Source organism: Allosphingosinicella deserti, from assembly GCF_003012735.1.
Classification (GTDB): domain Bacteria; phylum Pseudomonadota; class Alphaproteobacteria; order Sphingomonadales; family Sphingomonadaceae; genus Allosphingosinicella; species Allosphingosinicella deserti.
The window spans coordinates 164,651-185,062 of the sequence record NZ_PXYI01000010.1 but is presented as its reverse complement, the minus strand read 5'-3'; the positions used below and the strand labels follow the sequence as shown (position 1 = coordinate 185,062).

Genomic DNA, 20,412 nt, shown 5'->3' with positions numbered 1-20,412 from the left:
TCAGCAATGGCGGGAGCGGGTCAGGCCTGGAACTTGTTGTCCCGGGGGAAGCCGACCGGCGGCATCCGCCCACCCGCGCCACGCGCCGTGCGCCATGGTGACAGATCGGTCTCGGTGCGGGTGCGGCCGCTCGAGCCTCCCATGCCCCAGCTGAGGCCGTCGGCGAAGCGGAACGTCTTGGCGTCCGACAAGCCGCCGTCGCGGTAACGCTGGAGCTGCACGCCCTGGCCGCGGCCCATGTCCGGCAATTCGCCGATCGGAAAGACGATCATCTTGCGATTCTCGCCAACCACGGCGACATAATCGTCCTCCGCCGCGACCGGCTGGACGATGACCAGCCGGGCACCGGTTCGGACGTTGACCACCTGCTTGCCCTTGCGGGTTTCGGCGATGGCACCGGCGGCGGAGGTCAGAAATCCGCGGCCGTCCGATGTCGCCAGCAGCAGCTTTTCGCCGGACGTCGCCGGCAGCAAGGCGGCGATTTCGCCTTCGCCCTCGATATCGACCATCAGCCGCACCGGCTCGCCGAAGCCGCGGCCGCCCGGCAATTTGTCGGCGGCGAGCGTGTAGAACCGCCCGGTGCTCGACGCGAGCAGGATCTTGTCGGTGGTCTGGGCGTGGAAGAAGAAGCGCGGGCCGTCGCCTTCCTTGAACTTCATCGCATCCGGGTTGGAAAGGTCGACATGACCCTTCATCGCCCGGATCCAGCCGCGCTGCGACATGATCACGGTGATCGGCTCGCGCTCGATCATCGCCTCGAGGGGGATCTCCCGCGCCAGCGCCGCTTCCTCGATCAGGGTGCGGCGGCGGCCGAGCTCGGTATCCGGGCCGTACCGGGCGCGCAAGGCGGTGAGATCCTTCTGCAGGCGCCTGCGCTGCAGCAAAGGCGATCCGACCAGCTTGATCAGCTGATCGCGCTCCTTCTCCAGCGTCTCGCGCTCGCCGCGAATCTGCATTTCCTCGAGCTTGCGCAACGAGCGCAGGCGCATGTTGAGGATCGCTTCGGCCTGACGATCGGTAAGCTCGAACTCGGCGATCATCACCGCCTTGGGTTCGTCCTCCTCGCGGATGATCTGGATGACCCGATCGAGATTGAGATAGGCGGCGAGATAGCCGACCAGCAGTTCGACGCGATCCTCGATCTTGGCGATGCGGTGCTGCGAACGGCGGACGAGCACCTCGAACTGATGGGCGAGCCAGGACGAGATCACTTCCTTGAGGCCCATCACCCGCGGGGTATGATGAGCATCGAGGACGTTCATGTTGAGCGGGATCTTCACCTCGAGATCGGTGAGCCGGTAGAGGCTCTCCAGCAGCATCTGCGGATCGACGGTGCGGCTGCGCGGCTCGAGCACGATCCGGATCTGCTCGTCGGATTCGTCACGGACGTCGGCGAGGATCGGCAGCTTCTTGTCGGAGATAAGGGCCGCGATCTGCTCGATCAGCTTCGATTTCGGAACCTGGAACGGGATTTCGGTGATCACCACCGTCCACGTGCCGCGGCCCTGATCCTCGGTCGTCCAGCGCGCGCGAACGCGGAAGCTGCCGCGGCCGGTGCGATAGGCGAGCGCGATCGCCTCGCCACTGTCGACGATCACGCCCCCGGTCGGAAAATCGGGGCCCGAGACGAAGTCCATCAGCGCCGAAGGCTCGGCCTGGGGGTTGTCGATCAGGTGGATGGCGGCGTCGACCACCTCGGCCAGATTGTGCGGCGGGATCGAGGTCGCCATGCCCACCGCGATGCCGCTTGCCCCGTTGGCGAGCAGGTTAGGGAACAGGCCGGGAAAGACTTCCGGCTCTTCTTCCTCGCCATTGTAGGTCGGACGGTAATCGACGGTGCCCTCGTCGAGCCCTGCCATCAGATCGTTGGCTGCCTGAGTCAGCCGCGCCTCGGTATAACGCATCGCCGCGGCGTTATCGCCGTCGACATTGCCGAAATTGCCCTGACCGTCGACCAGCGGATAGCGCAGCGAAAAGGTCTGGGCGAGGCGAACCATCGCGTCGTAGACCGACTGATCGCCGTGCGGATGATATTTGCCGATGACGTCGCCGACGACGCGCGCGCATTTCTTGTAGCCGGACGCGGGATCAAGCCGCAGCAGCCGCATCGCCCAGAGCAGCCGCCGATGCACCGGCTTCAGCCCGTCGCGCACATCCGGAAGCGACCGCGCCGTGATCGTCGACAGTGCGTAGACCAGGTAACGCTGCGACAGCGCCTTGTCGAACGGGGTATTCTCGATCGGATCAATATCGTTGAGCGTGTCGGACATGGACGGGAGATAGCAACAGGCGGGTGCCGATGCGAGCCGCTATTGCCGGTTCTCTACCGGGTAGGTAGAGTAAAGAAGAAGCGGGAGGAGACGAAGGATGCGCAAGGCTTTCCCTGTGGTCGCGGCTCTTCTTCTGGTCGGCTGCGGCGGCCAAGAGACATCCGGGTCCGCGCCAAGCCAGGACGCGTTCGGCGCCGACGCCGACAACCAGCTTACCGCGACGGCGCCGCCCGAGGTCGGCCCCACCGCTGCGCCGGGCGTGGCCTTCAATTATCGTTATGCGTTCCGGCTTCCCGGCCTGCGCATCAGCGCTGTGCAGGAGCAGCACGCCGCCGCCTGCGAGAAGCTTGGCGTCAGCCGCTGCCGGATCACCGGCATGCATTATGCGCAGAACGGACCCGATGAGATCGAGGCGCAGCTCGCCTTCAGGCTCGATCCGGCCCTGGCCCGTGCTTTCGGCCGGGAGGGCATCGCGGTCGTCGCCCGGGCGAGCGGCGAACTGCGCAGCGCGGACATCACCGGCACCGACGTGGGCGCCGAGATCGAGGCGGGCAACCGGCAGGGCTCGGATATCGGCGACGAACTCGCCAGGATCGAGCAGCAATTGGCGCGTCCCGGGCTGAGCGCGCGCGAACGGACGGAGCTTCAGCAGCAGGCGCAGGCGCTCCGCCAATCGGCGCGGACGAACCAGAATCAGCAGACCGATCGGAGGGCGCAGCTTGCGACCACCCCGATGGTCTACGATTATCAGGCCGGCGACACCGGCGGGCCGATCGCCCGCGCGATGCGCGATTCCGCGAAGATGTTCGAACGCAGTCTCGCCTCGATGATCGTGGTCATTCTGACCTTGCTGCCGTGGATCGTGCTGGCATTGCTGATCTGGCTGCTTCTGCGCTGGATCAATCGGCGCTTCCTCGGCGGCGCGTTGATCGCAGCACCCGGCCCGAAGACTAATCCTCCGGAAGCGTGAAATCCTCGGCCGGCCCGACGGCGGCTTCGGAGGCGACGGCTCGCTCGAGCCAGGCACGGAATGCGCGGATCTTGGGCCGGGCGCGCTTGTGCTCGGGGTAGACGAGCCAGATCGGACTGCGTTCGTAGGCGACCGCGTCGAACAGGCGGACGAGCCGTCCGCTCGCGAGTTCGGCTTTCCAGAAGAGCGGTGTCAGTAGGGCAACGCCCTGCCCGGCGAGCGCCGCATTGCCTTCGGCGACCTGGGAATCGAGGCGTATCCCCCGGCGCGTCTCGCCATCCGGCTCGCTGAGACCCGCCACCCGCATCCACTCGCTCCACAAGGGATCGTCCGCGGTCAGCCGCTGCACCCGCAGCAGATCCCTGGGCGACTCGATGCCGTGCTGCGCCTTGAAATCGGGGCTGCACATCGGCGTGCCCGGTAACCGCATCAGGAAATGCTGGCAGAGGCCTGGCCAGGGCCCGACGCCGATGCGGATGGCGACGTCGGCGGCGTCGCGCGCGAAATCGACATAGGCGTTTGAGGTTTGCAGGCGGACCGCAAGCTCGGGCCGCTCGATCTGGAACGTGCCGAGCCGCGGTGCCAGCCAGTTCGATGCCAGGGTTTGCGGCGTGCTGATCGTCAGCACCCCGTCATCTTCCTGCGTCACGCTCTCGAAGGCTTCGGAAATCTCGTCGAAGGCGGCGGAAACCAGAGGAGCGACCTTCCGGCCCGGCTCGCTGAGCGTCACCCGCCGCTTCGACCGGACGAACAACGGCAGCCCCAGCCGCTCCTCGAGGAGGCGGATCTGATAGCTCACGGCCGCCTGAGTCATGCCGAGCTCGGCCGCGGCCTGGGTGAAGTTCTCGTGCCGCGCCGCGGCTTCGAAGACGCGAACGGCGGCGAGCGGCGGAAGGTGGCGCATGACGCTCATGATAAGGTGAGCTTATCAACCATGTCCAGCCTTTCGTTGGCGCAACAATGTCGAAGGCGCCATTCTGCTCCTGCAGCCGGACGTTCCGGCCCTCTGCCAGACGAGGAGAAGGACGATGCGGGATCGCTACGAAGCCGAGATGTGGCTCGCCCATCACGATCAGTTTTCCGAATGGTTTGAAGGCGTTCTGACCAGCGCCGGAAGGGCGCTCCGCCACCGGGTCCGATCGATTGGCGGCACTGGGCCGCAGCTGCTCGCCGCCGGGGCCGCGTCGAGCCTGGCGATGCTGACCTTCGCCGCACTGAGCGCCTGAGCGCGTCCACACCCATTCCAGCACCGAAGGAGAAGACGATGTCCAAACCGACCGAATCCGCCGGCCTGCTCGGCTGGCTCCGCCGCAGCCTGGAGGCGATCGATCTCGTCTTCTGCAAGCTCAACCGAATCCAGTTCGACGCCCCTTGGCGGCGCCAGCACGGCCGCTGCTGAGTTTGGGATGCAGGGTGCGGCGGGCACAGGTCCCCGCCTGCCGCATCCGGCACCGGTCGCCCGCCGCCGCACCTGCCTCTCGGCGGCGGCGGGCCCGGATTGCAGCTTGAACACATTGTACCGGGAGCACATCTCATCGGGACACTCGGGAACTGGCGCCCCCGGCTTCCATTCGCCATGAAGGCGCATGGTCCTTTCCCCGAAACCGCTTGCCGCCGCATTCGCGTTCGCGCTAGCCGCCTGCGCGGTGAACGACACGGCGCCCTCCGATCCTGCACCGCCCGCCGCGCTGATGACGTGGCCGGACCTGTTCGCGCGGGAGCGGCCCTCGCCCACGGCATCGATCCAATATGGCGACGACCAGATGCAGGCCGTCGATCTGTGGCTTCCCGCCGGATCTGGTCCCCACCCGGTCGTGCTGATGGTTCATGGCGGCTGCTGGCAGACCGAGATCGCCGATCGCCGGATCATGAACTGGATCGCCGAGGATTTGCGCGTTCGCGGGATCGCCGTCTGGAACATCGATTATCGCGGAGTCGACCGCGCGGGAGGCGGCTATCCCGGCACCTTCCTCGATGCGGCCGCGGCGGCGGACGCGCTCCGGACCCATGCGGACGAATATCGGCTCGATCTCGGCCGGGTGGTGGCGGTCGGCCATTCCGCCGGCGGCCATCTTGCCTTGTGGTTGGCGGGGCGACGGCGCCTCCCCCCGCGGAGCCCGCTGCGGACCGCCGGCGATCCGATCGCCATCTCCACTGCGATCAGTCTCGGCGGTTTGCCGGATCTCGAGGAAGCCGCGCGTCCGCCGGGAAGCGGCTGCGGCACGGAGGTGATCGGCAAGCTGACCGGCGGCCATTATGAGGACAGCTCGGTCCCGCGGCTCGCTCCGCTCGGGGTGCGGCAAGTGCTGGTCAACGGGCTCCAGGACGGCATAATCCCGTCTGTTTATGCAGAAGCTTATGCCGGTCAGATGCGCCGGAGCGGCGACGACGTCGAAGTACGGATGGTCGATCGCACCGGCCATGTCGAGCTGATCGTCCCCGATAGCGCGGCGTGGAAGGTCACCGTCGGCGAGATCGAGAAGGCGCTCGGCCGGTGAGCGTCGGCCTGGACGACGTGCGCGCACGCGACGCGGCCGACCCGCTGCGCGCGTACCGTGACCGGTTCGTTGTCCCCGAAGGCCTGATCTATCTCGACGGCAATTCGCTCGGCGTGCTGCCGCGGGCGACGATCGCCCGCCAGCGGGCGGTGGTGACGGAGGAATGGGGCACCAGCCTGATCCGCAGCTGGAACGATCATGGCTGGATCGACGCGCCCCAGCGTGTCGGTGCCAAGATCGCGCGCCTGATCGGCGCCAGGCCGCATGAGGTGATCGTTGCCGACAGCGTCTCGGTGAACCTGTTCAAGCTGATCGTCTCGGCCGCCACGCTTTCGCCCGAACGTCCGGTGCTGCTGTCCGAATCGGGCAATTTCCACACCGATCTCCACATCGCGTCCGGGGCGGCCGAGCTCGTGCCCGGCATGCGGCTTGAAGTCGTCCAGCGGGCGCAGCTGAACGAACGGATCGGCAGCGACACCAACCTGCTCCTGCTGACGCACGTCCATTTCAAGGCCGGGTACCGTTTCGACATGGCCGAGGTGACGGCGCGCGCGCACGCCGCGGGCGCCCGCACATTGTGGGATCTATCGCATAGCGTCGGCGCGGTGCCGCTCCACCTCAATCGTGACGGGGCCGAGCTCGCGGTCGGCTGCGGCTACAAATATCTGAACGGCGGGCCGGGCGCGCCTGCCTTCCTTTACGTTGCCGAACATCTGCAGGATCGGCTCGTCTCCCCGCTGCGCGGATGGATGGGCCATGCTGCGCCCTTCGCCTTCACCGACGATTATGTTCCGGCACCCGGCATCACGCGGTTTCTCGCGGGGACACCCTCGATCCTGGCACTCTCGGGACTCGAGAGCGGCGTGGACGCGTTCGACGGCGTCGAGATGGACGCGCTGTGGGCAAAGTCGATCGCCCTCTTCGACCTGTTCGCCGCCCGTGTTGCCGAACGCTGTCCCGAACTCATCTGCATCTCGCCGGCCGAACCCGAGCATCGCGGAAGCCACATTTCGTTCCGCCATCCTCATGCCTTCGAGATCTGCCAGGCACTGATTGCCGACGGCGTGATCGGCGATTTCCGGGCACCTGACGTGATCCGCTTCGGCCTGACCCCGCTCTACCTCGGTCATGAGGACGTCTGGCAAGCGGTCGAGCGCATGCGCACCATCCTGGAGAGCGGCCGCTGGCGCGAGGAACGATTCGCCGTACGCGGCAAGGTCACCTGATCGGCCGACACGGGCGGCATAAAACCCCTTGTGTGTTATGCGAATAAGACACATCCTTTCGTTGCGCGCCGCGATTCGCTGAAGCCGCGGCCGGAACCGTGGAAGGGTTATTGATGACCAAGTCCGTTCTGCTTGCCGCCGCCGCCTTGTCGATCACGGCCGCGAACACCGCCGCTGTTGCCCAGGACTCCGTTCCGCTGATCCCGCGCGAGAAGATCTTCGGCAATCCGAGCCGCATCGCCGGTCGGCTTTCACCCGACGGCAAGTGGCTGAGCTGGATCGCTCCGCGCGACGGCGTGCTCAACATCCATGTTGCGCCCGTGAGCGATCCCGCTGCCGCGAAGCCGCTCACCAACGAACGTCAAAGGCCGATTCGCCAATATTTCTGGTCGCCCGACAGCCGGCAGATCCTGTTCATCAACGACAAGGGCGGCGACGAGAATTTCCTGCTCTACGGAGTCGATGTCGTCAGCGGGGCGCAGCGCACCCTCACGCCCTTCGAAAAGACACGGGTGCAGGTGCTCGGCACGTCCAACGCGGTGAAGGACCGCATTCTCGTCGGAATCAACAATCGCGATCCGCGCTGGCACGACGTCCACAGCCTTGATCTTGCCACGGCGAAGCTGGTTCCGGTGCTGATCAACAAGGGAGAATATTCGGGCTTCCTGGCGGACGAGCAGCTTCAGATCCGTGCTGCGACCAAGGCGCGCGGGGATGGCGGCAGCGAATTCCATCGGGTCACCAACAATGTCGTCGAAGCGACGCCGTTCGAGCAGGTTACCCACGAGGATAGCCAGACGACCGCCCCGGCCGGCTTCACCAAGGACGGCAAGATCCTCTACTGGCTCGACAGCCGCGGCCGCGACACTGCGGCCCTGATCGCCCAGGATGTGTCCAGCGGCAGGAAGAGCGTCGTGGCGGAAAATGCCAAGGCCGACATCAGCAGCGCCCTCAGCAATCCGGCAACCGGGAGGGTGGAGGCCTACGCGGTCAATTATCTCAAGACCGAATGGACGCCGCTCGACCCGAAGGTCAAGACCGACCTCGATTTCCTGAAGACCCGCCTCAAGGGCGAATTCGCCGTCGTCTCTCGCACCGATGCGGACGACCGCTGGATCGTCGCCGACGATCCCGTCGTCGCGCCGGCGACTGCCCACCTCTATGATCGCAAGGCGAAGTCGCTGACGAAGCTCTATACGACCCGCCCGGAACTCGAGGGCGCCCCGCTCGCGGCCATGCATCCGCGCGAGATCAAGACCCGGGACGGGCTCACCATGGTCTCGTACCTGACGCTTCCGCCGGGTTCGGACAAGGACGGCGACGGGAGGCCCGAGAAGCCGGTGCCGCTCGTTCTGCTGGTGCACGGCGGCCCCTGGGGGCGCGACGCCTACGGCTATAGCGGCACCCATCAATGGCTCGCCAATCGCGGTTATGCCGTGCTCTCCGCCAATTTTCGTGCCTCGACCGGGTTCGGCAAGAAATTCATCTCCGCCGGCGATCTGCAATGGGGCACCAAGATGCACGACGACCTGATCGACGCGGTCGACTGGGCGGTAGCCGGCGGCGTCACCAGCGCCGACAAGGTCGCCATCATGGGCGGATCCTATGGCGGCTACGCCACGCTGGCCGGGCTTGCCTTCACCCCGGACAAGTTCGCCTGCGGCGTGGACATCGTCGGCCCGTCCAACCTCCAGACGCTGCTGCAGACCATTCCCCCTTACTGGACGGCACTGCGCACCCAATTCTACAAGAGGATGGGCGATCCGACGACTGCCGAAGGGCTCGCGCTGCTCAAGGAGCGCTCGCCGCTCTACAAGGCCGATCGGATCAGCAAGCCTCTGCTGATCGGCCAGGGCGCCAACGATCCGCGGGTCAACGTCAAGGAATCGGAGCAGATCGTCGAGGCGATGAAGGCGAAGAACATCCCCGTCACCTACGTCGTCTTCCCCGACGAAGGGCACGGCTTCGCCCGGCCCGTCAACAATATCGCCTTCAACGCGGTCGCCGAGAATTTCCTGGCGAAATGCCTCGGCGGGCGGGCCGAGCCGATCGGCGACACCCTCAAGGCCTCGACCGCACAGGTTCAGCACGGTGCGGAATTCGCGCCCGGCCTCGCCGACGCGCTGGCCGCGAGATAGGGGCCGTAAGCCTCCCCGACGCGATGCCGGGGAGGACGTTTCCGGCGAATTGCACCGCTTCCCCCCATCCGCTATAGGGCACGCCTCCGCCCCGCCCGCGCGCTCCGACAGGGAGACGCTGCGTCCGGGGCGCACCTTTTTCAGCCGGAGCGCACCACATGTCCCGCCGCCGTCAGATCTACGAAGGCAAGGCCAAGATCCTTTACGAGGGCCCCGAGCCCGGCACGCTGATCCAGTATTTCAAGGACGATGCGACCGCCTTCAACGCGCAGAAAAAGGGCACGATCTCGGGCAAGGGCGTGCTCAACAACCGCATCTCCGAGCACGTCTTCACCCTGCTCGGGACTATCGGCGTGCCGACCCACTTCATTCGCCGGCTCAACATGCGCGAGCAATTGATCCGCCAGGTCGAGATCATCCCGATCGAGGTGGTGGTGCGCAACGTCGCCGCCGGATCGCTGTCCAAGCGCCTCGGCATCGAGGAAGGCACCCAGCTGCCGCGGACGATCATCGAATATTATTACAAGGACGACGCGCTTGGCGATCCTCTGATCGCCGACGAGCATATCGCCTGCTTCGGCTGGGCGAGTCAGGAAGAGATGAACGACATCGCCGACATGGCGGTGCGCGTGAACGATTTCCTCTGCGGCCTGTTCGCCGCGATCGGTATCCGACTGGTCGACTTCAAGCTCGAGTTCGGCCGTATCTGGGAAAACGATTACGCACGCGTGATCCTTGCCGACGAGATCAGCCCCGACGGCTGCCGTCTCTGGGACATGCAGACCAACGAGAAGCTGGACAAGGACCGCTTCCGCCGCGATCTCGGCGGCGAAGCCGAAGCCTATCAGGAAGTCGCCCGGCGCCTCGGCCTGCTTCCGGAAGGCGAGAACAGCGTGCTCGATCTCGACCAGCACCGCCAGAAGCGCGGCAAGTAACGGAGAACGCCTTGGGCGCTGCTCGGGGCGGTGGCGACGAATAGGCCTGTCGCGACAATCCTGGACACTGCAGGGTCTCCGGACCACCTCCACCACTCGCTTCGCGAGCGGATCCCCTCCCTGGTCAGGGAGGATCTCAATCGAGCCGATGCGCACAAGCGCGCAGCGACAAAAAAAGGCCCCGCCGGTTTCCGACGGGGCCTTTGGCCTTTTGGCTCTCTCCTGAAGGGTTATTCGGCCTTGGCCGGGCCACCGATCGCGACGTTCGACACGCGACGCTGCACCGACTGAAGATAATCGGACGACTGCATGAACGGGATCGGGTTGACGGCCTTGCCGTCGATGCGGACTTCGTAATGGAGGTGGCTGCCGGTCGATCGTCCGGTCGAGCCCATCAGCGCGATCAGGTCGCCGCGCTTCACGCGCTGACCGGCAGCGACCATCGACTTGGAAAGGTGGCCGTAGCGGGTCTGAATGCCCCGGCCATGGTCGATCTCGACGAGATTGCCGTAGCCGCCATTATGATATTCAGCGCGCCCAACGATACCGTCGGCGGTGGCGTAAATCGGGGTGCCGATCGGGCCGGCGAGATCGATGCCGGCGTGCATCGCGGCACGGCCCTTGAACGGATCGGAGCGGACGCCGTAGCCGGAGGTGAAGCGCGTTCCCTTCACCGGCTCGAGCGACGGGATGGCGATCATGCCCTGCTCCAGGCTGTCGAGCTGCTTCCAGCTCATGAACAGCGCCTTGAAGTTCGGATCGGCGCGATTGCCGTCGATCGCCTCGTAGGGGCCGCCGACGCCGTTTTGATCCTGAAGACGGGCCGGATCGAGGCCGAGGCTGCGAACTTCGTGCGCGGTGATCTGGAACCGCTTCTGCGCGGCTTCCTTGATCGCGGCGACATCGGCCTGCATCGCGCGGACTTCGCGCTCCATGCGAACGATCTCGGCGCTCGACCGAACCGGCTCTGCTGCACCGAATTCGGCGGAGGCGAGCTGCGCGGCGGCGAACGCCGACCAGGACAGAGTGAGGGTGGCCGCAAACGCGGCGGACAACTGAACCCCGGCACCGACACGCACGCGGCGGAGCGTCGCACCGTCGTGGAAGAAAATGTCCCGCGAACGGAAGAGCTTGCGGAACTTGTTCCCCCAGCCGGCGTTGTTTGTCTTAGTCAGCACAGATCGGTCCCCGGAACGGTTGACCTCTACGAAGGCCGGCCGTCCAATTTCGCGTTCAAAACCAAAGCGCAGGGCGTGCTGCCCGGCCTCGTTACGTCAAGGAAGCTGCCCACCCCGCGACGTGTGGCCGGAGACTGTTAAACATAACCTTTCACCGCAAGAGCGGAGTAGAAATCCCGGGATAGACCGGCTTGACCGCGCGCTGAGTCGTTGAACGGCGGCTTCAGAACGCCGCGAAAGTGGGTGCGCACCAGTCGTTGCCAATGCGGAACGATGGCGAATCCCTGCGATTCACAGCCCTCTTCGAACCACTTTGTGCCGGCCCCGACATGCCGGATTTCATCCGTATATATACGGAGAAGAATGGCCGCGGAGCGCTCGTCCCCGGCAGCTCGGAAGCGCTCCACCGTCGCCGGGGTGACGTCCAGCCCCCGTGCCTCCAGCACCATCGGAACCACGGCGAGGCGGGCGAGCGCATCCTTGGCTGTGGCTTCCGCAGCTTCCCACAGACCGTCATGGGCCGGCATCGATCCGTAGGACGCGCCGAGGACTTTCAGCCGCCGGTCGAGCAAAGCGAAATGCATCGCTTCGTCGGCCCCCACCCCGATCCAGTCGTCGACGAAGTCGCGCGGGAACGCAGCGCCGAAACGGCCGACGATGTCGAAGGCGAGATCGATGGCGCCGAACTCGATATGGGCGAGCGCATGCAGCATTGCGACCCGCCCCCGCTCCGAGCCGCCCTTGCCGCGCTTCGGCATCTGCGAGGCCGGCAGCAGCTCCGGCCTTTCCGGCCGCGCCGGCCGATCCGGCATCGGCACGTCGAAGGCGTGCGCCAGCCGCCCGCGCCGCCAGGCGCGCGCCGTCTCGCGCGCCGCCCGCACCTTGTCGCGCGGCTTGGCGGCAAGCAGGACGGCGCGGCAGGCCTCGGCGATGCTGGTGTCGGTCATTTCAGCGGCCTAGCGCGGCGGCGGGCGGCCGTCATCCCCGCCAGGTCCTTGTCAGGCAGCCTGTTGCCGAACCGGCGCCGGTCGCAGCAGGATGTTGGCCAGAATCCGGTTGCCGAGGGGCGTGAGGATCGATTCCGGGTGGAATTGCAGGCCGGTCTGCAACGCCGCATCATCGCTGATCGCCATCGCCATGCCCTCTGTCTCGGCATGCACCGTGAAGCGACCGGGGATGTTGCGAGTGCACAGCGAATGGTAGCGGCCGATCTGTACCGGCCCGTCGATGCCCTCGAACGGCCCCTGACCGTCATGAACCAGCACCGACGTCTTGCCGTGCACCGGCGCCGGCGCCCGATCGACGTCCCCGCCGGCTTCAAGCACCATGGCCTGATGGCCGAGACAGACCCCGAGCACAGGCACGCGGCCCTTGGCGAGCGCGAGCAATTCCAGGCAGCAACCCGCATCCTCGGGGCGGCCCGGACCGGGCGACAGAATAAGATGCGATCCACTCTGCTCCGCGGCGGCGAGCGCATCGGCGGCGGGGATGCTGTTTCGCAGCACCCGAACCTTGGCGCCGAGGCGCTCGATCGCCTCCACGAGGTTGAAGGTGAAGCTGTCGAGATTGTCGATCATCAGCACGGACGCGGTCATTGGCTCTTCTCCGGGGCGCCGAGCGCCGAAAGGATGGCGGAGGCTTTCCGCCGGGTCTCGTCCGCTTCCTTTTGCGGATCGCTGTCGTGGACGACGCCGGCCCCGGCCCGGACATAAGCGACGCCGTCTTTCACCACCGCCGAACGGATAACGACGCCGGTGTCCATCAGGCCCTCGCCGTTGAGCCAGCCGATCGCGCCGCCATAGGGCCCGCGCTTGGTCCGTTCGGTGAGGCGCAGCAGCTCCGTCGCCTTGATCTTGGGCGCGCCCGAGAGGGTGCCGACGTTGAGACAGGCCTGGAGGGCGTGGAGCGCATCGTAGCCGATCGCCAGCGCACCCTTGACCGAGGAGACGAGGTGCATGACCCGGGCATAGCGCTCGACCGTCATCAGTTTGGCAACGCGGCGCGTGCCGGGGATGCTGACGCGTGCGACATCGTTGCGGGCGAGATCGACCAGCATCATATGCTCGGCGATCTCCTTCTGGTCGAGTCGGAGATCGGCCTCCATGCGATCGTCCTCGTCGGCATCGGCGCCCCGCGGCCGGGTTCCGGCGATCGGCTTGACCTCGACCATCGGCCATTTCTCCTCGCGGACGATGCGCACCGACGTCTCGGGCGAAGCGCCGAACAAGAGATGCTCCGGCGCTGCCATGAAGAACATGTAGGGCGACCGGTCGAGCCGGCGCACCGCCGCGAACGCCGCGATCGGATCCGCGCAGGGCGCGCGGAAGGTGCGCGACGGCACGATCTGATAGACGTCGCCCGCGAGGATGTGCTCCTTCATCCGCGCCACCACCGCGCCATAGGCTTGGTCGTCGAGATCGGTCTGTGCGGCCGCCGGATCGCTCCGCTGCGCCGGAGCGACCTCGTCGAGCGGCCGCTCGCACCGCGCGGCGAGCGACGCCAGCCGCTCGGAGGCGCCGAAATGCGCACGCGTGGTCTCTTCCGGATCCTCGGATCCGAAAGCGGTGCAGACGAGCCGCGGCGCCAGCCCCTGTTCGTAGACGATCAGGCTTTCGGCCAGCCAGAAGATGAAATCGGGAAAGCCGAGCCGATCGTCGGCCGGGGCCGGCAGATCCTCGAACAGATCGACATGATCGAAGGCCACGGTGCCGAGCAGCGCCAGGGTAAACGGCTCCTCGGGAGTCTCGCTGCGGGTGCCGGTCGACAGCGCACGCAGCACGTCGAACGGCGAGGCGGCGAGCAGACGAGCTTCGGCATCGTCGCCCGCCGGCGGCGCGAAGCGCAGCACCAGCCGCCGCTCGCCGCGCTCGGCGACACAGTGGCCGAAGCCGCGTTCCAGCGTGGCGAGGACGAGCGCTCCGCCGGGGGTGAGCGCTTCGATCAGCACCCGTTGGCCGCGGCATTCCACCCGAACCGCCGCCTGATCCATGATCAGGGTCGGACCGGCGAGCGTTTCGAGCAGCATGGTGTCGGTGCGGGCGCCGCGATCGCTAAGCGCGGCGTAGAGCGACAGCGGATCGGGCGAGCGATGAAGCCGACGGGTGAGCGCCTTGGCACTGCCGCCGGATAGCGGAGCAACGCTCACTGGATCTGCCTTCCGACGGCGGTCGCGATCGGTGCGAGGCTCGCCATCAGTCGCTCGAACCCTTCGGGATACAGCGACTGAGCACCGTCGGACCACGCCACCGCGGGATTTTCGTGCATCTCCACGAGGATACCGTCGGCGCCGCACGCCGCCGCAGCGAGGGCCATCGGAATGACGAAATCGCGCACCCCGGTGCCGTGCGACGGATCGACCAGGACCGGGAGATGCGTCTTCTGCTTGATGAACGGGATCGCGTTGAGATCGAGCGTGTTGCGCGTCGCGGTCTCGAACGTACGGATGCCACGCTCGCACAGGATCACCTGGTCGTTGCCCTCGGCCAGCAGATACTCGGCGGCGAGCAGCAGATCCTCGACCTTCGCAGCCATGCCGCGCTTCAGCACCACCGGCTTCTTCGAGCGGCCGACCGCCTTCAGCAGCGAGAAATTCTGCATGTTGCGGGCGCCGATCTGGAGGGCATCGGCATATTCGGCGACGATTTCGACGTCCGCCGTTTCCATGACTTCGGTGACCACCGGCATGTCGAACTCGTCACCGGTGGCGCGAAGCAGTTTCAGACCTTCGACCCCGTGCCCCTGAAAGGCATAGGGGCTGGTGCGCGGCTTGTAGGCTCCGGCGCGGATGCCGTGCGCGCCGGCCGCCTTGGCGGCACGTGCCGTGTTGCGCATCTGACTTTCGGTCTCGACCGCGCACGGCCCGGCGATGACGGTGAAGCCGCGCCCACCGACCGCGACCCTGCCGAGCCGCACGATCGTGTCGTGGGCCTGCATTTCCCGGCTGACCAATTTGTAGGGGGCGAGAATCGGCTTCAGCGATTCGACCATGGGATGGCCTTCGAGCGCGAGCTCGGCGAGCACCCGCTCGTCGCCGAGCGCCCCGAGGACGACTCGCTCGCTGCCCGGCATGTGGAGCGGCTTCAGCCCCTTCGCTTCGATCTGCGCGAGCAGCTCCTGCGCGGTTTCGGGGGAAGCTTCCGGCTTGAGAACGATGATCATCGATGGTTTTTCCGTGTTTGAAGGTCAAAAAAAAGCCCGCCTTGTGGGCGGGCCTCGGATCGGGTCTCACAGGAAGATCGATGTCTTCCGCCTACTCCGTCGACGGGCGCGCCAAATCAGTCTGCGAGGGCCAGCGCCACCACAGACCGAGGGTCGAACCGAAAGACAGAGCGGAATTGCCGGTCATTACGTGACGATAGCTAAACCGCCTTGGCAGAAGGGTCAACAGCGCTGTGCGCGTCAGACTCGGTTCATCGGGCCTGGCGCAGAGCGTTCAGCACTCGAGATTTGACAAAAGCCGCTTCCAAGGTCAGGTTCACACGATGATCGGCACTGCGCACATTCCGGCAACGAAGGCCTCGGCATCCGCCGCGCCCTCTGCCTGCGCGTCCGTCTACGCTTATTATTATCGCCCGGGGACGGGACCGATTTGACGCGCTGATCGCACCAGCGACGCTTCAATCGACCCCGTCCGGACATTCCGGGCGGGGTCTTTCTTTTTGCACGAGGAAGACCGCAGATGTTCAAGGATTTCACCGAAACCGCGCCGCCGTCGCCGGCCCCGCCTGCGGGCGCCGCCGCAGACTGGACGGTGCCGCAGCATTGGGACCGCTTCACCGCCGGCGACCATGCGACCTGGGACATCCTGTTCGCGCGCCAGCAGGAGATGCTCCACGGCCGCGCTGTCCGCGCGTTCGAGGAAGGGCTCGACGTGCTGCACCTGTCGCGGCCCGGCATTCCCGAATTCGGCGAGCTTAGCGACCGCCTCCGCGCGCGGACGGGCTGGACCGTGGTTTCGGTGCCGGGGCTCGTTCCGGACGACATCTTCTTCGAGCATCTTGCCAATCGCCGCTTTCCGGCCGGTAATTTCATCCGCAGCCGCGCCCAGCTCGATTACCTCGAAGAGCCGGACGTCTTCCACGACGTGTTCGGTCACGTTCCATTGCTCGCCCTCCCCGCGGTCGCCGACTTCATGCAGGCGCTCGGATCGAAAGGCCTGGAGGCGATCGCCAAGGGCGCGCTGCACCGCCTTGCCAGGCTTTATTGGTACACGGTCGAGTTCGGGCTGGCACGCGAGGATGGCGCATTGCGCATCTTCGGCGCCGGCATCCTGTCGAGCTTCGGCGAGTCCCGCTTCAGTCTCGACAGTGCCGAGCCGAAGCGGCGTCCGTTCGTGCTCCCGGAGGTGCTGCGCACCACCTATCGCAGCGACTCCTTCCAGACCGGCTATTTCGTCGTCGACAGCTTCGAGGCCCTGCTCGACGCCGTCCTGCGCGCGGATCTCGGCTCCTTGTACCGTGAAGCCGAGAGCTTGCCCGACCTCGATCCGGCCCGTCCGTGACGATCAGCCGAAGCTGCGCTTGAAGCGCAGATAGCCGGTGACGTGCGCGTTGCGCTCGCGGAATTCGAGCTCGTACGGATCGGGGTTGGAGCGATCCGGGGCGAAGAACAGGCGGGAGCGCGTGCCCGGCCGGTTGAACACATTGTCCGCGCCGAGGGTGATCGTCGTCGCCGGGTCCGGACGATATTCGACATAAGCGTTGATGAACGGGTCCCGCCCGTTCGGCGCGTCGATCTCGTCGCGCCAGTAATAAGGCTCCCGCGGGCTGCCGGCGTACGTCACGCTCCAGGCGTATTTTCCGAGGTCCTGGCGGAAGGTGAGATCGTAGGTCCAGCTGGTGAATCCCGAGAATCGCCGGTTGCGATGGGTGTACGGATCTTCGACGGAGGTGTCCTGCAGCCGATAATTCCAGGTCATGCGGCCGCCCTTGATGCCGATGCCGGCGAGCGGGACGTCGACCGTCGTTTTGACGAAGGCCTGGCGCCCGGTGCCGAGATTGCCCGGCGCATCGAACCCCTCGGGCGTAGGCACCCGGTCCTGGACCTTCTCGATTCGATTGTAGCCGAGTTCGATCTTTGCGAGACCGTCGCCGAAGATCGTGCGTTCGACGGTGAGCAGGCCTTCCCAGGCGCGTTGCGGTACGAGATCGGCATTGCCGGCATTGACCCGGTCGTTGGTCAGTTCGGCCGAGCTGATGAAATCTTCGAAATCGAGCTGCGCGACGGTGCGGATCAGCGAGAGCTGGGCATGCCACGCGCCCTTGGGCCGCCAGTCGAGCACGAATTTCGGCTTCAGGAAACGCAGGGTGCGCTCCGCCTCGGTATCGCCCCGCACCGTCAGCCGCGACGCTTCGAACGTGAAGCCGAAATCGAGCCGAAGCGTCGGAGACAGGCTGCGGCCGGCATTATAGAAGGCCTCGCCGCGCCATTCCTTGACCACCGCCTGATCGATTGGAAGGTCGACGCGGGTGCGGCCGCCGCTTTCGTCGACTTCAAACAAATTGACGTCGCTGTCGAGGCTGTTGAGCACGCCTTCGACGCCTGCCTCTACGTTCCAGCCCCCGGCATTCTGGGTCGACCAGACCAGCCGTGCGAGCGTCTCGTTGCTCTGGCTTTCGACCGTCTGCTCGTAGCCGCCGATCACCTCGCTCTTGATCCGGTTGAACGAGAATTCGTCCTCGTCCCGGTGAACCCGGGTGGCGAGGCCGATCAGCTTGATCGCCCCGCCCCACAGCGGCCGCGTGATGTCGCCGCCGAGCTCGAACTCGCGGGTGCGATAGTCCTGGCTGAGCCGGTCGTCCCGCACCGGCCCGTCGAGAGGGAAAACGTCGTTGGTCTGATCGAGTTCGAACCGTTCCTTTTCCGCACGGAAATTCAAATGCGCGACACGATTGACGCCGCCCTGATGCTCCCACGATCCGGACACGAAGCCCTCGCGCTCGGTGATGTCGTTGACCTTGCGGCGGCGCTCGGTAACGACGCCGCTCGAAAAGGCCGTCACGGTATCAGTGCCTTCTTCGGGCGTATGGGCGTTGTTATAGCCAGCCGACAGGTTGAAACTGGACGCGCCGCGGCGATAGAGCGCGGAGACGCTCCCTTCCGGTGTGACCTGTCCGGTGTAATCGCGCCGCGCGGTGGCCGTCACCGTTCCGGCGAGGCCGCCTGCGGACGTGAGGATCAGGTTCAGCACCTGCGCACGACCGGAGAATTCCGACCCGAACAGATCGCCGGTGCCGACTTCGACCCGGGCGACGCGATTCGCGGGAATTCGAGCGAGGATCGTCTCCAGCGTGTCGCTCTTCGAGCTCGGGCGATTGCCGTTGATGACGACGTTGCCCGCCGCCTGGCCGAACCCACGGACCTCCTGACTGCCGAGATCGAGGGTGAAGCCCGGCACCCGGCGCACGATCTCCAGCGCGCTCGATGGGGAATATTGGGTGAAGTAGGCCGCTTCGTAGACGGTGCGCCCACCCGCGCCGGCCTGCTGCGCCGCCACGGGCATGGCCGCGCCCAAGAGCCACGCCGCCGCCAACAGCCTCGCCTTCGTCCCCACGTCCTGCTCCCCTTCTCGCGGCTGCCCTTACACGATTGCTCGCGATGTCGCTGTCCCGCCCTTGCGCAAGATGCGTGCCACCTGCCTCAAGGCGGCGGCAGCCCGGATCGTGCGGCCGTTGCGTCCGCTTCCGGACGGCGGCTGTCCGATAGCGGACGCGCTTCAGCCCTGAAAGGCGGCGAGCACCTCGGCGATCATCGGCTGCTCGCCGAGCGTCTCGTAGCGCGGCGAGAAATGAAAGGGCTCAACCCGCCGCACTCCGGCTCTGCGGGCGATTTCGCCCGCGGCCGTCGTCGTAAGGTGCGCCCGCTGCTGCGCCTGTTCGCCATCCTGGGCCGAAAAGCGGCTTTCGATGAACAACGTGTCCGCGTCCTTGACAAGCTCTGCAATGTCGGAGCGATTGCGCGGCGTGTCGGCGACATCGGTGACGTAGGCGATCGTCTGCCCCGCGGTGACGCTCAGAAGATCCCGCAAGCGTCCGAGCGGCTCGGTGCAGCCATCGGGGAGTCGGATCGGCTGGTCGTCCGCGGCGCCTTCGAGCACCGCCTGCTTCAGCGCCTGCAGCCACGGACCGGTCGCAAGCCCCCGCGCCTCCAGCCGGTTGCGCCAGATGTTGACGTGCGTCGGCTCCCGCACCGCATAGCCGACCGACGGTCCGTGATGCTCCAGGATCCGGGCGCGAACGGTGAACCCGTCACAAGCGGCCACCACGCCGGCTTCCGCTTCGTCCACGTCCAATGGCTCGCGCGCGAAAGCACGCTTGAAGCGAAAGCGCGCCGCCTGCCTTTCGCCGCCGTCGTGAAGTTCGATGACGTCGAAGACCAGATCGCTTTCGTAGCGCTCGACCAGATCCCATTCGTAGGAGAGCAATTTGTGCTCGACCCGTTCGGCAAAGCCGCGCGGACCCACCATCGCCACCCGTTTCTCCCGCCCGACCAGCGCCCGCAGCAGCGCATCGAAGCCGATGAAATGATCGATATGGGCGTGGGTGACGAAGACGTGGGTCACGCGCAGCAGATCTCGCGCCGGCAGCCGCGACAGATCGCCCAGATCGAACAGCAACGCCTCCCGGCGGTGGAGCAGTTCGACGAACAGGCCGGGATCGCCGAACCGAGGGTTGATCAGCCGCGGATGGAAATTCGGCCGCATGCGCGAAGCCGCCGACGCTGCCCGTCAGGGAAGCGCGCGCGCCGCCTCGAGCACCTCGTCCGCGTGGCCGGGAACCTTAACCTTGCGCCAGACCTTCTGCACCTTGCCGTCGCGGTCGATCAGGAAGGTGGCGCGGTCGATCCCCATATATTTGCGGCCGTACATCGATTTCTCGATCCAGGTGCCGAACGCTTCGCAGACCGAGCCGTCGGCGTCGGTGGCGAGCTGGACCTTGAGATCGTATTTGTCGATGAACTTGGCGTGCTTCTTGGCATCGTCCTTGGAGATACCGAGGACCCAGGTATTCGCGTCCTCGAACGCGTCGGCAAGCGCGCTGAACGCCTGCGCCTCGGCGGTGCAGCCGGACGTATCGTCCTTGGGATAGAAATAGAGGACGAGCTTCTGGCTGCGGAAATCGGCCGGGCTGATCTCCTTGCCCTCGACGCTGACCAGCGTCACGTCCGGAACCAGATCGCCTTCGTTCACCATCGAATGT

18 protein-coding genes are annotated in these 20,412 nt (G+C 66.2%); 8 read left to right on the top strand and 10 right to left on the bottom strand.

What is annotated here, in order from left to right; genetic code table 11:
- Positions 1-20: 20 nt before the first annotated feature.
- Positions 21-2,270 carry a DNA topoisomerase IV subunit A gene (gene parC / locus C7I55_RS24025; protein WP_106515571.1) on the bottom strand — a complete coding sequence of 750 codons (2,250 nt, stop codon included), beginning with the start codon at positions 2,268-2,270 and terminating at the stop codon, positions 21-23.
- A gap of 97 nt (positions 2,271-2,367) precedes the next feature.
- On the opposite strand from parC, the gene C7I55_RS24020 reads away from it, so the two are divergent.
- A complete protein-coding gene (locus C7I55_RS24020) occupies positions 2,368-3,240 on the top strand; it encodes a DUF4349 domain-containing protein (protein WP_106515570.1) in 873 nt (290 codons plus the stop codon).
- On the opposite strand, the gene gcvA is transcribed toward C7I55_RS24020, so the two are convergent.
- Complete coding sequence (gene gcvA / locus C7I55_RS24015; RefSeq protein ID WP_332888439.1) at positions 3,221-4,153, bottom strand: transcriptional regulator GcvA; 933 nt, start codon at positions 4,151-4,153, stop codon at positions 3,221-3,223. The genes C7I55_RS24020 and gcvA overlap by 20 nt on opposite strands.
- Before the next feature lie 115 nt (positions 4,154-4,268).
- Here gcvA and C7I55_RS24010 point away from each other — a divergent pair, with 115 nt between their 5' ends.
- From C7I55_RS24010 to purC, 6 genes are all read left to right on the top strand, one after another.
- Positions 4,269-4,466 (top strand): hypothetical protein, encoded by a 198-nt coding sequence (locus tag C7I55_RS24010; RefSeq protein WP_106515569.1) that lies wholly within the window; start codon positions 4,269-4,271, stop codon positions 4,464-4,466.
- A gap of 38 nt (positions 4,467-4,504) precedes the next feature.
- Positions 4,505-4,639, top strand: coding sequence for a hypothetical protein (locus tag C7I55_RS29330; protein ID WP_269845236.1), 135 nt, complete (start codon positions 4,505-4,507; stop codon positions 4,637-4,639).
- Between the two features lie 187 nt (positions 4,640-4,826).
- Positions 4,827-5,738, top strand: a complete 912-nt coding sequence (locus tag C7I55_RS24005) for an alpha/beta hydrolase (protein ID WP_106515568.1) — start codon at positions 4,827-4,829, stop codon at positions 5,736-5,738.
- Positions 5,735-6,964: a kynureninase gene (gene kynU / locus C7I55_RS24000; RefSeq protein WP_106515567.1), complete on the top strand. Its 1,230-nt coding sequence runs from the start codon at positions 5,735-5,737 to the stop codon at positions 6,962-6,964. Before C7I55_RS24005 ends, kynU begins: the two co-directional genes overlap by 4 nt.
- 113 nt (positions 6,965-7,077) lie before the next feature.
- Positions 7,078-9,102 (top strand): S9 family peptidase, encoded by a 2,025-nt coding sequence (locus tag C7I55_RS23995; protein ID WP_106515566.1) that lies wholly within the window; start codon positions 7,078-7,080, stop codon positions 9,100-9,102.
- A 158-nt stretch (positions 9,103-9,260) separates the two neighbouring features.
- The gene (gene purC, locus C7I55_RS23990; protein WP_106515565.1) at positions 9,261-10,037 is read left to right on the top strand and encodes a phosphoribosylaminoimidazolesuccinocarboxamide synthase; all 777 of its coding nucleotides are present in this window, start codon (positions 9,261-9,263) and stop codon (positions 10,035-10,037) included.
- 230 nt (positions 10,038-10,267) lie between these two features.
- Here purC and C7I55_RS23985 read toward each other — a convergent pair whose 3' ends face one another.
- The 5 genes from C7I55_RS23985 to aroF all read right to left on the bottom strand — a co-directional run bounded on the left by C7I55_RS23985 (position 10,268) and on the right by aroF (position 15,373).
- Positions 10,268-11,215, bottom strand: coding sequence for a M23 family metallopeptidase (locus C7I55_RS23985; RefSeq protein ID WP_106515564.1), 948 nt, complete (start codon positions 11,213-11,215; stop codon positions 10,268-10,270).
- Between the two features lie 137 nt (positions 11,216-11,352).
- The gene (locus C7I55_RS23980) at positions 11,353-12,162 is read right to left on the bottom strand and encodes a ferritin-like domain-containing protein (RefSeq protein WP_106515563.1); all 810 of its coding nucleotides are present in this window, start codon (positions 12,160-12,162) and stop codon (positions 11,353-11,355) included.
- Between the two features lie 51 nt (positions 12,163-12,213).
- A complete protein-coding gene (locus C7I55_RS23975) occupies positions 12,214-12,810 on the bottom strand; it encodes an anthranilate synthase component II (RefSeq protein ID WP_106515562.1) in 597 nt (198 codons plus the stop codon).
- On the bottom strand, positions 12,807-14,360 hold the full coding sequence (locus C7I55_RS23970; protein WP_158266566.1) for an anthranilate synthase component 1: 1,554 nt from the start codon (positions 14,358-14,360) through the stop codon (positions 12,807-12,809). The genes C7I55_RS23975 and C7I55_RS23970 overlap by 4 nt, the downstream gene beginning before the upstream one ends.
- Positions 14,357-15,373 carry a 3-deoxy-7-phosphoheptulonate synthase gene (gene aroF, locus C7I55_RS23965; RefSeq protein ID WP_106515560.1) on the bottom strand — a complete coding sequence of 339 codons (1,017 nt, stop codon included), beginning with the start codon at positions 15,371-15,373 and terminating at the stop codon, positions 14,357-14,359. Before aroF ends, C7I55_RS23970 begins: the two co-directional genes overlap by 4 nt.
- A 520-nt stretch (positions 15,374-15,893) precedes the next feature.
- On the opposite strand from aroF, the gene phhA reads away from it, so the two are divergent.
- The gene (gene phhA, locus C7I55_RS23960) at positions 15,894-16,715 is read left to right on the top strand and encodes a phenylalanine 4-monooxygenase (RefSeq protein WP_106515559.1); all 822 of its coding nucleotides are present in this window, start codon (positions 15,894-15,896) and stop codon (positions 16,713-16,715) included.
- 3 nt (positions 16,716-16,718) lie between these two features.
- Here phhA and C7I55_RS23955 read toward each other — a convergent pair whose 3' ends face one another.
- The 3 genes from C7I55_RS23955 to C7I55_RS23945 all read right to left on the bottom strand — a co-directional run bounded on the left by C7I55_RS23955 (position 16,719) and on the right by C7I55_RS23945 (position 20,405).
- Positions 16,719-18,767 carry a TonB-dependent receptor gene (locus tag C7I55_RS23955; RefSeq protein WP_106515558.1) on the bottom strand — a complete coding sequence of 683 codons (2,049 nt, stop codon included), beginning with the start codon at positions 18,765-18,767 and terminating at the stop codon, positions 16,719-16,721.
- A gap of 162 nt (positions 18,768-18,929) precedes the next feature.
- The gene (locus C7I55_RS23950) at positions 18,930-19,916 is read right to left on the bottom strand and encodes a ribonuclease Z (RefSeq protein ID WP_106515557.1); all 987 of its coding nucleotides are present in this window, start codon (positions 19,914-19,916) and stop codon (positions 18,930-18,932) included.
- 24 nt (positions 19,917-19,940) lie between these two features.
- Positions 19,941-20,405, bottom strand: a complete 465-nt coding sequence (locus tag C7I55_RS23945) for a peroxiredoxin (RefSeq protein ID WP_106515556.1) — start codon at positions 20,403-20,405, stop codon at positions 19,941-19,943.
- Between the last annotated feature and the right edge of the window lie 7 nt (positions 20,406-20,412).

What these genes read in the sequence shown, in the direction of transcription:
- C7I55_RS23975 (WP_106515562.1), bottom strand. Translation starts at nt 12,810, where the DNA reads ATGACCGCGTCCGTGCTGATGATCGACAATCTCGACAGCTTCACCTTC.
- purC (WP_106515565.1), top strand. Translation starts at nt 9,261, where the DNA reads ATGTCCCGCCGCCGTCAGATCTACGAAGGCAAGGCCAAGATCCTTTAC.
- gcvA (WP_332888439.1), bottom strand. Translation starts at nt 4,153, where the DNA reads ATGAGCGTCATGCGCCACCTTCCGCCGCTCGCCGCCGTTCGCGTCTTC.
- C7I55_RS24005 (WP_106515568.1), top strand. Translation starts at nt 4,827, where the DNA reads ATGGTCCTTTCCCCGAAACCGCTTGCCGCCGCATTCGCGTTCGCGCTA.
- C7I55_RS29330 (WP_269845236.1), top strand. Translation starts at nt 4,505, where the DNA reads ATGTCCAAACCGACCGAATCCGCCGGCCTGCTCGGCTGGCTCCGCCGC.
- C7I55_RS23980 (WP_106515563.1), bottom strand. Translation starts at nt 12,162, where the DNA reads ATGACCGACACCAGCATCGCCGAGGCCTGCCGCGCCGTCCTGCTTGCC.
- C7I55_RS24010 (WP_106515569.1), top strand. Translation starts at nt 4,269, where the DNA reads ATGCGGGATCGCTACGAAGCCGAGATGTGGCTCGCCCATCACGATCAG.
- C7I55_RS23995 (WP_106515566.1), top strand. Translation starts at nt 7,078, where the DNA reads ATGACCAAGTCCGTTCTGCTTGCCGCCGCCGCCTTGTCGATCACGGCC.
- parC (WP_106515571.1), bottom strand. Translation starts at nt 2,270, where the DNA reads ATGTCCGACACGCTCAACGATATTGATCCGATCGAGAATACCCCGTTC.
- C7I55_RS23945 (WP_106515556.1), bottom strand. Translation starts at nt 20,405, where the DNA reads ATGGTGAACGAAGGCGATCTGGTTCCGGACGTGACGCTGGTCAGCGTC.
- aroF (WP_106515560.1), bottom strand. Translation starts at nt 15,373, where the DNA reads ATGATCATCGTTCTCAAGCCGGAAGCTTCCCCCGAAACCGCGCAGGAG.
- C7I55_RS24020 (WP_106515570.1), top strand. Translation starts at nt 2,368, where the DNA reads ATGCGCAAGGCTTTCCCTGTGGTCGCGGCTCTTCTTCTGGTCGGCTGC.
- phhA (WP_106515559.1), top strand. Translation starts at nt 15,894, where the DNA reads ATGTTCAAGGATTTCACCGAAACCGCGCCGCCGTCGCCGGCCCCGCCT.
- C7I55_RS23950 (WP_106515557.1), bottom strand. Translation starts at nt 19,916, where the DNA reads ATGCGGCCGAATTTCCATCCGCGGCTGATCAACCCTCGGTTCGGCGAT.